Consider the following 12,576-nt stretch of genomic DNA (forward strand, 5'->3'; position numbering starts at 1 on the left):
TTTCGCCAGCGCTCCGCGTCACGTGGAGCGCCCTGGAGGCGCTGCGTTTCAGGCTCGGCGCTGTCGCCGGCGCACTATACTTGGAGGATGGCGCTCGCGACCGCCGGTATCCGCCCGACCGATCTCATCTACGACTGGAACGAGGTGGGCCGGATCGGCCGGCTGATCCCGAAGGACATCAGCTTCTTCGACGAGACCCTGCGCGACGGCCTGCAAAACCCCTCGGTCGCCGATCCGACCATCGAGAGCAAGCTCAGGCTGCTCCACCTGATGGCCAAGATCGGCATCCAGGTCGCCGACGTCGGCCTGCCCGGCAGCTCGCAGCGCGCCTTCGAGGACGTGCTCCGGATGTGCCGGGAGGTGGCCGACAACAAGCTGTCGCTGCGCATCGCCTGCGCGGGCCGCACGGTCGTCTCGGACATCACCCCGATGATCGAGATCTCCCAGCGCGCGGGCATTCCGGTCGAGATCTATGCCTTCATCGGCTCGAGCCCGATCCGCCAGCTCGCGGAGGCGTGGGACGTCGACCTCATCGCGCAGCGGAGCGCCGCCGCGATCGACGCGGGCGTGAAGGCCGGGCTCCCCGTCGCCTATGTGACCGAGGACACGACACGTTCGCGCCCCGAGGTGCTGGCCACGCTCTTCAAGGTCGCCATCGACCACGGCGCGTCCCGGCTGTGCCTGTGCGACACCGTGGGGCACGCCACGCCCGACGGGGTCCGCAACCTGATCAACTTCACGCGGGCCATCGTCGCGGGCGCCGGCGCGTCCGTCGGCATCGACTGGCATGGCCACAACGATCGCGGGCTCGCGCTCGAGAACGCGATCTGGGCGCTCCAGTTCGGCGCGGACCGGGTGCACGGCACCGCGCTCGGCATCGGCGAGCGGGTCGGCAACGCCGCGATGGAGCTCATCCTCCTCAACCTGAAGCTCCTCGGCCTTCTCGATCACCAGGACCTCACCCACCTGCTCGAGTACTGCACCACCGCGGCGCAGGCGGTCGGCTGGGAGGTGCCCATCAACTATCCCCTGGTCGGGCGGGACGCCTTCCGCACGGCGACGGGCGTGCACGCGGCGGCGATCATCAAGGCCGAGGCGAAGGGCGACTCCTGGATGGCCGACCGGGTCTACTCCGGCGTCCCCGCCGGCATGTTCGGGCGCAAGCAGGAGATCTGCGTCGGCTACATGTCCGGCGCCTCCAACGTGAACTACTGGCTCAGGCAGCGGCAGATCGAGCCCTCGAAGGACCTCGTCGACGCCATCCTCGCGAAGGCCAAGGCGACGGACCACATCCTCTCCGAGGAGGAGATCCAGGCCGTCATCGAGCAGCACCACGGCCGCCCGGCCTGACCCCGGCGGGCGATCTCGCGCCCCCGCTGGAACGGCGCCCCCGCGTTCGGCGTTTCCGCGGATCCAGGGTAGAGACGGAAGGCCGTGGCCAAGCAGGACCGAGAACCCGCAGCCGACGAGGACCCGCCCGCGCGGAGGTCGCGGCTCGATGCCGTCCTGGCCGCGCTCGCCGCGCTCCTCTGCTTCCTCGCCGCGACCACGCTGCGCGACGTGGGCCCGCGATACCTGCCGGCCGCGCAGGTCCCCGCGCCGCCGCTGCCCGCGCGGGTGGAAGGGCGCGCGGCCGAGCTCATCGCCACCGTCCGCGACGAAGCGGGGCGCCCGCTCCAGGACGCCACCGTGCGCGTCTTCGCGCTGCGCGAGGATCGCGCCCACTTCGCCGGCGAGCACCGGACCGATCCGGCCGGCGAGGCCCGCTTCGCCGGGCTGCCGTCGGGCGAGGCGTGGGTCCTGGCCTACGGCGCGGCGCGGGCGCGCGCCTCGGCCCGCCTCGCGCTCGAGCCGGGCCCCCGCGCGATCGACCTCGTGCTGCGGCCCGCGAAGGCGCTCGACGTGCTGGTCGTCGACGACGCCGAGCGGCCGATCGACGGCGCCGAGGTCACGGTCGCGACCGCCGATCCCCTGCCCTTCGTCGCGACGACCGCGGAGGGCGGCCGCGCCCGCTTCGATCGGCTCGGCGCCGCGCCCTACGTCGTCCGCGCCTCGGCCCCCGGCTTCGAGGACACCCTGCGGACGGGCATCGTGCCCGGGCCGGCGCCGCTCAGGATCCGCATGGATCGGCTCGGCGCGCTCACCGTCCGGGTGGTGGACGCGGAGGGGCGGCCCGCCGAGGGCGCGACCGTGCTCGCCGCCGGCACCGGCCTCTGGCCGGCCCGCAGCACCACCACCGACGCGGCCGGCGCGGCGCGGATCTCCGGCCTCCGGGACGGGGTGTACGACCTCAAGGCGCGGCGCGGCGCCGCCGTGAGCGCGACCGCGCTCGCCGTGCCGGTGAAGCGCGGCGAGGGCAAGGAGGTGAAGCTCGTCCTCGGGGCCGGCCGACACGTGCGCCTCCTCGTGACCGACGGCGACGGCGAGGGCGCGCCGGCCGTGAAGGGCGCGAGCGTCGTGCTCGTCGAGCACGGGCTCTCGGCGTTCCCCCTGCACGGCCGCACGGGCGACGACGGGTCCGTGACGCTCGGGCCCATCGCGCCGGGGACCGCGAGCGCGTCGGCCCACGCGGCCGGCTTCGTGCCGAGGAACGCCGTGCAGGTCGACGGCGGCGCCGCCGAGGTCCAGATCCCGCTGCTCCGCGGCGGGGCGCTGCTCGGCGAGGTCGTCGACGACCGCGGCTACCCGGTGCCGGGCGCGACCATCGAGGTCGTCGGCGCCGACGCCGCGGGGATGCCGATCGACGAGACCTCCGCGATGGCCGAGTTCCGGGACGTGCACTTCGAGCGATCCCTGCCCGGTCCGGCGCCGCTCATCCCGGCGGGCGAGCTCGGGGTCATGCCCGGCCCCATCCCGGATCTGCCGCGCGGCGACGTCCCCCTGGCGGCCGCGCCGGTGCGGTCGGGCGAGCCGTGGGTCACGCGCGGCGACGGCACCTTCCGGGCCGAGCCCGTCACGCCGGGGCGCGTCCACGCCATCGTCCGGCACCCGGAGTACGTGGAGGCGCTCAGCGAGACCGTGACCCTCGCGCCGGGCGGCGAGGCCCGCGTGCGCGTGGTGATGCGCCAGGGCGGCCTGCTCGAGGGCCGCGTCCTCGAGGAGGACCGCAAGCCGGTCGCCGGCGCGCGCGTCGAGCTCGCCGCGACGGCCGGATCGCTCGAGCGGGTGACGTACTCCGCGGACGACGGCACGTTCGCCTTCGCCGCGGTGCCCGACGAGGTGCTCGTCTCCGTCGCCCGCGCCGAGTCGCCCGGCGACGTCGTGGCGCGCCTCGTGGTCGCGGTCCCCGAGCGCGATCGCAAGGAGATCGAGGTCGTCCTGCCGAAGGTGCGCGACGCGGTGGCGATCCACGTCACCGACGACCGCGGCTACCCGCTCGACCGGGCGGAGGTGCGCGTGCTGTCGCTCGACGTCGCCGTGCCGCTGCGCAAGACGCTCTTCACGGACGACGACGGCGACGCGGTGCTGCCCGACGCCGTGGGCCTCCCGCTGCGGCTCAGCCTCGTGCGCCCCGGCAAGTCGCCGCACGTCGAGCAGGTCGAGGCCGCGCCGAAGGCGCTGCGGCTGGAGATGCAGCGTGGCCTGAAGGCGACCGGCACCGTGACCGGGCGCGGCGGGCGGGAGCGGCTCGAGGGCGCGCGGGTCACGCTGTCCTCGCCGACCGGGCCGCGCCGCGCCACGACGGACGCGGAGGGGAGCTTCACGCTCGCCGACCTCGCGCCCGGCCAGTTCCGCGTCACGGTGAGCCGCGACGGCTTCGCGCCGGCGACGCTCCGGGTCACGATCGCCGGCGACCACGACCGCCCCACGGACCTCGGGCGCATCGACCTGTCCGAGGCGGGCGAGGTCGCCGGCCAGGTGGTCGATCCGCGCGGCGATCCGGTCGCCGGGGCCCGCGTCGCGCGCGACCGCGTGCCGACGTACCTGCCGCTCGGTCCGCTGCCGCCGGGCGTCGTGCTCACCGATCGGGACGGGCGGTTCCAGCTCGGCGGCCTGCCCGAGGGCGCGGTGGTGATCGAGGCGTACAGCGCGGATCTCGGGCGCGCCGAGTCGCAGCCGGTGCAGGTCCGCGCCGGCAGGACGATCGATCGGGTCCGGATCACGCTGCCGGGGGACGGCGCGAGGCAGGATCCCCCGGGCGCGGGGAGCCTGGCGGTGACGCTCGGCGAGGCGCGCCAGACCGTGACCGTGGTGGCGGTGCCCCCGGGGAGCGAGGCGGAGGAGGCGGGCATCGATCCCGGCGACCGGATCCTGTCCGTGAACGGCCACGCGGTGCGCTCGCTCGAGGAGGCGCGGAGGCGCCTCACCGGGCCCCTCTCGGAGGACGTCGTGCTGCTCCTCGCGAGGGACGGAGACCGCGGCGAGACGCGGTGGCTGATGCGGGTGCGGCGGGAGCGGGTGCGGCGGTAGGCGGCCGGCGTAGGCGGGGCCCGCGGGGTGCTCCCCGGAGGGGCTTGCGTTCCGGCGAGCCCCTTTTGTGGCTCGCCTGCACTCCAGCCCCTCCAGGGAGCACCCCGCGGGCCCCGCCTACGCCGGCCGGGCGGGGGTCAGTCCTTCACGGCCTTGGTCAGCACGATGGCGCGGCCGGCGCCGATGTCCCAGTGCAGCGTCCGGTCGGCCGCGAGGCGGAACTCCGCCTCGTCGAGCCCGCCCTCGGGCCGGAGGAACGCGACCGTCATCTGATCGCCCTCCGCCTTGGTCACCTTGAAGGTGCCGCGGCGCGGCATCTCCGCGGGCACGGTCACGGTCACCTTGCTGCCGTTGAACTCGATCGCCGTCCCCTTCACCCATCCGGTCGCCTTCGCGAGCTGATCCTCGGGGACATTCTCGATCGACTCGCCAAGCCAGCGCCCCTGCAGGCGATCACGGGGAGTCTTCGAGCAACCCGCCACAGCGGGCAGCGCCAGCGCCAGGACCAGAGCGAGGTGGATGTGGTTGTGCATGGGCCTTCCTTCGGGGGGCGAGGGGTCCCCGATGAGAAAATGCTACGAGCGATGGAATCGCTGGGCCAACAATGTAGGATATTTGTTCACATTGACTCCGTGCGCCATGCCCGGCGTGCGCCGGGGCTTCTTCTGAGGAGGGCGAGTTCGCGCTAGGGTTCGGCTCCCAGCAGCGGCGCGGAAGACGCGCTTCATCGCTGCGCGATCACCTTGAGCACGCCCTTCCATGAGAAGCGCCTCGTCCCTCTCGAGCGGACGCGGCTCCTGAACTCCATCGTCGAGCGCGCGGCCGACCGGTCGGAAGGGCCGCCCGTGATCGTCTTCGATCTGGACGGCACGCTCATGGACAACCGGCCGCGGGTGGTCGCGATCCTCCACGAGCTCGCGGACGAGTGGCGCCGCAAGCACCCGGACGCCGCGGCCCTGCTCTCGCGCGCGTCGCCCGAGGGCATCGTGTACGGGTTTCAGGACAACCTGCGCCGGCTCGGCGTGCTCGACGAGTCGCTCCACCTGCACGCCTTCGAGTTCTGGAAGGCGCGCTTCTTCAACGATCCCCACATCCGGCACGACGTCGAGGTGCCGGGCGCGAGCGAGTACGCGCGCGCGTGCCACGCGGCCGGGGCGACCCTCGTGTACCTGACCGGGCGCGACCTCCCGAACATGGCGCTCGGCTCGTTCGCGAGCCTCCGCGATCTCGGCTTCCCCATCGGGGTCATCGGCACCGAGCTCGTCGTCAAGCCGAGGTTCGAGATGCCCGACACCGAGTTCAAGCGGAGCGTCGCCCCGGAGCTCGCCCGGCTCGGGCGGGTGATCGCGGTCTTCGACAACGAGGCGGCGAACTGCAATCTGCTGGTGCAGTGCCACCCCCGCTGCACCGCGGTCTTCATGGACACGCAGTATGCGCCCGACCCGCCGCCGCTCGATCCGCGGGTGCGGGTGATCCACTCGTTCGAGCGGGATCCGTGATCCGCGCGCGCGTCGCCGCCGTCGGGCTGCTGCTCGCCGCCGGGTGCGAGCCGTCCCCGAAGCAGACCGGCGACCCCGTGGACGCCGGGGCGAGCCCGAACGCGAAGATCCTGCCCGCGCCGCTCGCGAACGAGGCGCCGGACCCGGACCCGATCGACGCCTCCATCCCCCCCGAGGCCGGCGTGACCCTCGTGTCCGACGACCTCGGCCGGCTCATCGTGTCCGAGTCGGGCCAGCCGTCGCCGCTGCAGCCCGCCACCCCGCTGCCGGAGGACACGCTCACGTCCCGCGAGCTCGCCGGCGTCACGCTCGAGGCGGCCTTCCGCTTTCGCGACGTGCCACAGCCCGTCAAGACGCCCGAGGTGGCCGTCGACGGGCTCCGCGCGGCGCAGGAGCTCACCGGGCTGACGTGGACGATCGATCTCGCGGAGACGGGCCGCATGCGCGTCGAGTTCACGTCGCACGCGCTCCCGCTGCCCCTGGGCGCCGAGCTCCGCGCGCGCAGCGATCTGTACGGCGAGATCGCGCTCTGGCCAGGCGCGGCCCGGTACCGGGTCGTGCCGCCGGGGGCGCTCCGCACGCTGCTCGGCGAGCGGCGCGTCGACGTGACGCCGCTGTCGGCCGGCTCCGCGCGTCCGGTCGGCGAGGGCAAGCGGCTCGGGTACGACGTCCGGAAGGTCGAGGTCAACGCGAGCCTCGGCACGCTGTACGTCGAGCTCGGCAAGGTGCCCGAGGCCGGTGAGGGAGGCCCCCTGCTCTGCCGGGCGCTCCTCTCGATCCTCGGCGTGGACCCGAGATCGCACGAGTGCGTGGCCGGCGAGGTGCCGCTCTTCGCCGCCTATGCCTGGCAGGGGGGCGGCGGCATCGGCTTCGAGGCCACGTCGGCCGTCCGGCGCGCCGACCTCGCCTCGACCGACCTGCTCATGCCGCCGCCGAGCGCGGCGTACGCCGCCTCGGGGCTCCCGTCCGCGCAGGGGAGCGCCTTCCTGACGCGCGACCAGCTCGCGGCCCTCCGGACGGCGCCGCTCCCGCTGCCCCGGAGCGTGGATCCCGGCGCGCCGTCCGAGGGCTTCATCGCGGTCAACCAGACCGACGCGCTGTCGTACCTGCTCGTCGACGGCATCCCCGTCGTGGCGGTGCCGCCGATGAGCGAGCGCTACGTCATCGGCCCTCCTCGCGGGCTCTACGTCATCCAGTGGCGCACGTTCCTCGGCGAGAGCATCGAGCCGCCGCAGACCGTCGAGCTGCCGGCGCGCCTCGTGCGCGGCGGGGACGACGCGGGCGGGTCCGACGGCGGCTGACCCCGTCGCTAGCCCGCGGCGGCCGCCTCGGGGCTCGATCCGGGGGGCGCCTCGGGGCTCGCGAGGGCGCGGACGATGTCGTCCGGGATCCGCGTCAGCGTGAGATCCGAGCGCAGGCACGCGAGGAGGATGTCGCCGTCGCAGATCAGCGTCTCCCCCCGGAGGATGCGGTAGCTGAAGCGCGCGGTGACCCGCTGCACCTCGCGGCAGGTCGTCTCGACCACGAGCTCGTCGCCGAAGCGCGCCGCCTGGCGGTACTTGATCCGGATCTCCGCGATCGCCAGGTGGAGGTCTCGCCGCACCAGCTCCTCGTACGAGACGCCGCGGCGCTTGAGCCAGTCGATGCGGCCCGCCTCCAGGTAGACGAGGTAGTTCGCGTGGTGGACGATGCCCATCAGATCCGTCTCGCAGAAGCGGACGGACAGGGGCATGCGTGAGGTGAGGTGCGGGGGCGGGTCGGGCGGAGCAGGGAGCGGCATCTCGGGCGCGCCGAGCCTAGCCCAGTTTCGCCTCGGGCGGCGGACGAGCGGCTGCGGGCGGCCTGGACCCGCGTTCCAGGGCGCGGCGGGCGCTCGTCCCGCGCTCCTTCGGCGCTGGTCGCGGGGGCGCCGCGGTGTTAGCGGGCCGCCATGGCGAACGTGAGGACGCTCTTGTCCGCCGAGCAGATCGGCGCCCGCGTGCGCGAGCTCGGCGCGCAGATCACCAGCGACTACGCGGAGCGGCGGCTCGTGCTCGTCTCCGTGCTCAAGGGGAGCTTCATCTTCACCGCGGATCTCGCGCGGCACATCGATCTCCCGACGCGGATCGAGTTCCTCGGCGTGCGCAGCTACGGCGAGGGCACGGCCACGACCGGCGTCGTCCAGATCACGCAGGACCTCACCCGTCCGATCGAGGGCGAGGACATCCTCTTCGTCGAGGACATCGTCGACACGGGCCTCACGATCTCGCACCTGCTCCAGCTCTTCCGCACGAGGATGCCGAACAGCGTGAAGATCTGCTCGCTCCTGCACAAGCCGGCGCGCGCCCGGGTCGAGGTGCCGATCGACTACCTGGGCTTCACGATCGAGGACAAGTTCGTCGTCGGCTACGGGCTCGACTGGGGCGAGCGCTACCGGAACCTGCCGTTCATCGGCGTTGTGGAGGCGACATGAGCAAGCGGCTGCTGATGCTCGAGAAGATGACCCAGGGCGGGTCGAAGGATCCGTTTCACTGGTACGCGCTCGCGCTGGAATACGCGGGGAGCGAGCGCCACGACGACGCGCTCGCCACCTTCAACGCGCTCCGGGCGCTCGATCCGACGTACGTGCCGATGTACCTCATGTGCGGGACGATGCTGGTGAAGCTCGGCCGCCTCGAGGAGGGGCGCGCCTGGCTGTCCGACGGCATCGGCGTCGCCCGTGGCAAGGGGGATCAGCACGCCCTGAGCGAGCTCACGGAGGCGCTCGCGGGCGCGGGGGGCGACGAGGACTGAGCGCGCGCATCACCCGGCCGCGCCTCGGCCGCCCTCGCCCTCGCCCTCGCCGCGGAGGCGGCGGAGGCGCTCGCCGATGGTCCGCTCGTAGCCGCGGTCGGTCGGCTCGTAGAACCGGCTCCCGGTGAGCGGCTCGGGCAGGTACGCCGCGCCGTGCGCGACGCCGCCTGGCTCGTCGTGCGCGTAGCGGTAGCCCGCGCCGTAGCCCTCCTCGCGCATCAGCCGCGTCACGGCGTTGCGCAGGGTGAGCGGGACAGGGAGCGCGCCGTGCTCGCGCACCGCGGCCTGCGCCGACTGCCAGGCCACCTTGCACGCGTTCGATTTCGGGGCCGTCGCGAGGTACAGCGCCGCCTGCGTGAGCGGGTAGAGCCCCTCCGGCATCCCCATGCGCCGGAACGCGGCGTCCGCCGCGACGGCGATCTCCAGCGCGCGCGGGTCGGCGTTGCCGATGTCCTCCGACGCGAAGATCATCATCCGGCGCAGCAGGAAGAGCGGGTCGTCGCCGGCCTCGATCATGCGCATGAGCCAGTAGATGGCGGCGTCGGGATCGGAGCCGCGCATCGACTTGATGAACGCGCTGATGACGTTGTAGTGCTCCTCGCCGGCCTTGTCGTAGAGCAGCGTCTTGTGCTCGCTCGCCCCGGCGATGAGCTCGCGTGTGATCGTGGCGGCGCCCGCGCGGGCCGCGTCGTCCGCGGCGATCTCCAGGGTGGTGAGCGCCCTGCGCGCGTCGCCCTGCGCGAGCGCCGCGATCGCCGCGAGCGCGTCGTCGTCGGCGGCGATCGCGCCGGCGAGCCCCGCGGGCGCCGCGAGCGCGCGGCGCAGGAGCTCGACGAGCTCCGCGGCGTCGAGGCCCTGGAGCCGGAAGACCTTGCACCGCGAGAGCAGCGGCGCGTTCACCGCGAACGACGGGTTCTCGGTGGTCGCCCCGATCAGCGTGATGGTCCCGTCCTCGACGTGCGGGAGGAAGGCGTCCTGCTGGGCCTTGTTGAAGCGGTGGATCTCGTCGACGAACAGGATCGTCCGCTTGCCCTCGTAGGAGCGCGCGGTGCGCGCCTGGCCGAGGATCTCGCGGAGCTCGGGCACGCCGCCGAGCACGGCGTTGAAGGGGACGAAGCGGGCGTTCGTCGAGTGGGCGATGACGCGCGCCAGCGTCGTCTTGCCGGCGCCCGGCGGGCCCCACAGGATCATCGAGGGGATGCGGTCGGCCGCGATGGCGCGCGCGAGCAGCTTGCCGTCGCCGAGCAGGTGGCCCTGGCCGATCACGTCCGCGAGGGTGCGGGGGCGCATGCGCTCGGCGAGGGGCACCGTGCCCCGGAGCTCCGGGTCGCGCTGCAGGGCGGCGTCGAAGAGGGTCGGCTCGTCTCCTGCGGGCCGGCGCCGCGCGCCGCCGCTGCCGCGGGTCGCGCTCATTCGAAGACCGATCTCGGCCGCGCCCCGACCGGCCCCTCCGACAGCACGACCTCCACGGCGCGGCGCGCGCTCTCCGGATCGCGCCCGACCCAGCGCACGGTGCCCGCGCTGTCGACCACGAACGTGAGGGGGACCTGCGCGACGCCGTAGGTCGCGCTGAGCCGCTGGCCCGGGTCCGCGACGATGGGGAACGTGGCGCCGAGCTCGTGCGCGGCGGCCTCCGCCGCGACGTCCGAGTCGTCGACGTTCACGCCGATCACGGCCACGCCGTCCGCCTTGCGGTCGCGCCAGAGCCTGTCGAGCGCTGGCAGGGTCCGGCTGCACGACGCGCACCAGGACGCCCAGAAGTCGATCACGGTGACGCGCGTCCGCCGGGTGCCCGGCACGCCCACCGGGATCGCCGCGGTCGACTCCGCGTGGAACTCGGGCGCGGCGCTGCCCACGAGCGGGTGGCGCACGGACGCGGGCATCGCGCCCGGCCCGCACCCGATCACGAGCAGCGCGCAGGCCGCGGCCGTCGGGACGGCGCTGGCAGGGAGCGCCGCGCCGCGGCGCCGCGGGGCGGATCTCGCGGCCGGCGCGGGCCTCGCGGCCGGCGCGGGCCCTGGGCCGGCGCCGCGGACGCCGACCGCGGGGGGCCTGTTCGCCGCCTTCGCCTGGATCACGCGGGGGAGTCTACCGTCGCGCCGCGCGCTGTCCGAGGGGCGCGCGAGGAAAAAGAGCGCCCGACGGCGCAGGACGGCCCCTGCGGTGGCGGGGGCTCTCCTCCGGCGCCGGTTCAGCGCCGCCGGACGCGCTCTGCTGCGCCGCGTGGCGGCCGTGACCCGCGAGCGCGCCGCCTACCTGGGCTCGCGGGCGCCGAAGATGGCGGTGCCGACCCGGACGAGGGTCGCGCCCTCCGCGATGGCTGCCTCGAGGTCGTGCGACATGCCCATGGACAGCGCGGGCAGCGCCGCCTGGCCGCCGTGCGCGTCGCGCAGGGCGCGCAGCTGCGCGAAGAACGGGCGGACGTCGGCCGGGTCCTCGCGGAACGGCGCGATGGTCATCAGGCCGACCGGGCGGAGGTGCGCGCACCGGGCCACCGCGGCGAGGAGCGGCCCGAGATCCCCGGGCGCGCAGCCGCTCTTCGTCGCCTCGCCGCCGACGTTCACCTCGAGCAGGACGTCGAGCGTGCGAGCGAGCGCGGCAGTGCGCCGGTCGAGCTCCACGGCGATCTCCTCGCGATCGACCGACTGCACGACCTGCGCGACGCGCGCGACGATCTTCGCCTTGTTCCTCTGCAGGTGGCCGATGGCGTGCCACACGAGCCCGTCCAGGTCGGCGAGCGCCTCGGCCTTCTCCGCGAGCTCCTGGACGTAGTTCTCGCCGAAGTCGCGCTGCCCCGCGGCGTAGGCGGCGCGGATGGCCTCCGCGGGCTTCCCCTTGGACACGGCGATGAGCCGGATCTCCTCGGGCGCGCGCCCGGCGCGCGCGGCGGCGCGCGCGATCCGGCGTCGCACCTCTTTGAGTCGTGACGCGATGTTTCCCAGGTCGTCCGAAATCACGCCGCACGATACCGCGCGCCGCCGCCGCGGCCACGGGCGGCGTCCCCTCGCGCCCGACGCGGCCGCGGCCCGAGCGCGCTGGCCGGCGAACTGTCGGATCCCTTCGCCCCGGCGGCGTGCCAGAGTGTGCCTGTGGAACCCCTGTCACCTCGGCAAGATGGCGCTGCTTCCAGGAGATTTGCGCGTGGCATGTGGATTGCGAGCGCGCGTGGACCTGCCATGCGAAGCTTGCTGGTCCTTGCCGCGCTCACCCTGGTTGGATGCACGTTCAACCCGCAGCCCGACCCGCCGTTCAATGGGGGTGGCGGTGGTCCGCCCGTGATCACGGGCACCGGTTCCGGGTCGACCGGGAGCGCAGGCGCAGGTGGTGCGGATGGGATCGCGGCGGCGACGAGCACCGGTACGGGGAGTGCCGGCAGCGGGGGTGGCAGCGGCGAAGGCGGCAGCGGCGACGGCGGTGGCCCTGGCGGCGCGGCTGGTGGTGCGGGCGGCGAGGGGGCCGCTGGTGGTGGCGATGGCGGCTCGGGTGGCGATGGCGGCGCCGGTGGCGGCGAGGGCGGCTCTGGCGGTGCCGGTGGCGGCGTGGGCGGCTCTGGCGGTGGCGGTGAGGGCGGCTCTGGCGGCGCCGGCGGCGGCGAGGGCGGCTCTGGCGGCGCTGGTGGCGGCGTGGGGGCCTCGGGTGGTGGCTCTGGCGGCGCTGGTGGTCAGGGCGGTGGGCCGTGCAGCGCTGGGGGCGCTGGAGGCGCGGACTGTGGCTGAGCAGGCTTGCGGCTCCGTCCTGCCCGCCGTGCGGCCGTGGTGGCAGGATCGAGCGGACACGTAGGAACATGCACGCCGGACGCGTGTCCGGCGGCAGGCGCAGCGAGCACGCAGGGAGCGCGCGCGGTGCTATAGGGAGAGAGCTTATGCGTAAGCTTGTCGTCCTTGGGTTCGGGGTG

The 12,576-nt window shown here is 74.3% G+C and carries 12 protein-coding genes; 7 read left to right on the top strand and 5 right to left on the bottom strand.

From position 1 onward, the window contains the following. The first annotated feature begins 87 nt into the window (after positions 1-87). Entirely contained in the window at positions 88-1,350 is a 1,263-nt protein-coding gene (locus WMF31_RS38220) for a LeuA family protein (RefSeq protein WP_436606821.1), read from the top strand. An 84-nt stretch (positions 1,351-1,434) separates the two neighbouring features. Next, a complete protein-coding gene (locus WMF31_RS38225) occupies positions 1,435-4,410 on the top strand; it encodes a carboxypeptidase regulatory-like domain-containing protein (RefSeq protein WP_436606822.1) in 2,976 nt (991 codons plus the stop codon). A gap of 137 nt (positions 4,411-4,547) precedes the next feature. Here WMF31_RS38225 and WMF31_RS38230 read toward each other — a convergent pair whose 3' ends face one another. After that, entirely contained in the window at positions 4,548-4,943 is a 396-nt protein-coding gene (locus tag WMF31_RS38230) for a hypothetical protein (protein WP_436606823.1), read from the bottom strand. Positions 4,944-5,153: 210 nt separating this feature from the next. Between WMF31_RS38230 and WMF31_RS38235 the strand changes: the two genes are divergently transcribed. Both WMF31_RS38235 and WMF31_RS38240 read left to right on the top strand, forming a co-directional pair. Then, on the top strand, positions 5,154-5,909 hold the full coding sequence (locus WMF31_RS38235) for an HAD family hydrolase (RefSeq protein WP_436606824.1): 756 nt from the start codon (positions 5,154-5,156) through the stop codon (positions 5,907-5,909). Next, positions 5,906-7,210 carry a hypothetical protein gene (locus WMF31_RS38240; RefSeq protein WP_436606825.1) on the top strand — a complete coding sequence of 435 codons (1,305 nt, stop codon included), beginning with the start codon at positions 5,906-5,908 and terminating at the stop codon, positions 7,208-7,210. The genes WMF31_RS38235 and WMF31_RS38240 overlap by 4 nt, the downstream gene beginning before the upstream one ends. 8 nt (positions 7,211-7,218) lie before the next feature. Here the strand turns inward: WMF31_RS38240 and WMF31_RS38245 are convergent, their stop codons facing one another. After that, positions 7,219-7,641: an acyl-CoA thioesterase gene (locus WMF31_RS38245; RefSeq protein WP_436606826.1), complete on the bottom strand. Its 423-nt coding sequence runs from the start codon at positions 7,639-7,641 to the stop codon at positions 7,219-7,221. A 198-nt stretch (positions 7,642-7,839) separates the two neighbouring features. Between WMF31_RS38245 and hpt the strand changes: the two genes are divergently transcribed. Continuing rightward, the gene (gene hpt, locus WMF31_RS38250) at positions 7,840-8,361 is read left to right on the top strand and encodes a hypoxanthine phosphoribosyltransferase (protein ID WP_129354975.1); all 522 of its coding nucleotides are present in this window, start codon (positions 7,840-7,842) and stop codon (positions 8,359-8,361) included. Next, entirely contained in the window at positions 8,358-8,681 is a 324-nt protein-coding gene (locus WMF31_RS38255) for a tetratricopeptide repeat protein (protein ID WP_129354977.1), read from the top strand. The genes hpt and WMF31_RS38255 overlap by 4 nt, the downstream gene beginning before the upstream one ends. 9 nt (positions 8,682-8,690) lie before the next feature. Here WMF31_RS38255 and WMF31_RS38260 read toward each other — a convergent pair whose 3' ends face one another. The 3 genes from WMF31_RS38260 to WMF31_RS38270 all read right to left on the bottom strand — a co-directional run bounded on the left by WMF31_RS38260 (position 8,691) and on the right by WMF31_RS38270 (position 11,638). Next, on the bottom strand, positions 8,691-10,094 hold the full coding sequence (locus WMF31_RS38260; RefSeq protein WP_436606827.1) for a replication-associated recombination protein A: 1,404 nt from the start codon (positions 10,092-10,094) through the stop codon (positions 8,691-8,693). After that, positions 10,091-10,759: a TlpA disulfide reductase family protein gene (locus WMF31_RS38265; RefSeq protein WP_436606828.1), complete on the bottom strand. Its 669-nt coding sequence runs from the start codon at positions 10,757-10,759 to the stop codon at positions 10,091-10,093. Before WMF31_RS38265 ends, WMF31_RS38260 begins: the two co-directional genes overlap by 4 nt. A 174-nt stretch (positions 10,760-10,933) precedes the next feature. Beyond that, complete coding sequence (locus tag WMF31_RS38270; RefSeq protein ID WP_436606829.1) at positions 10,934-11,638, bottom strand: YggS family pyridoxal phosphate-dependent enzyme; 705 nt, start codon at positions 11,636-11,638, stop codon at positions 10,934-10,936. A 424-nt stretch (positions 11,639-12,062) separates the two neighbouring features. Here WMF31_RS38270 and WMF31_RS38275 point away from each other — a divergent pair, with 424 nt between their 5' ends. Then, on the top strand, positions 12,063-12,461 hold the full coding sequence (locus WMF31_RS38275) for a hypothetical protein (RefSeq protein WP_436606830.1): 399 nt from the start codon (positions 12,063-12,065) through the stop codon (positions 12,459-12,461). Positions 12,462-12,576 lie beyond the last annotated feature (115 nt).

It is taken from the genome of Sorangium sp. So ce1036, assembly GCF_051369805.1.
Classification (GTDB): Bacteria; Myxococcota_A; Polyangia; order Polyangiales; family Polyangiaceae; genus Sorangium; species Sorangium cellulosum_F.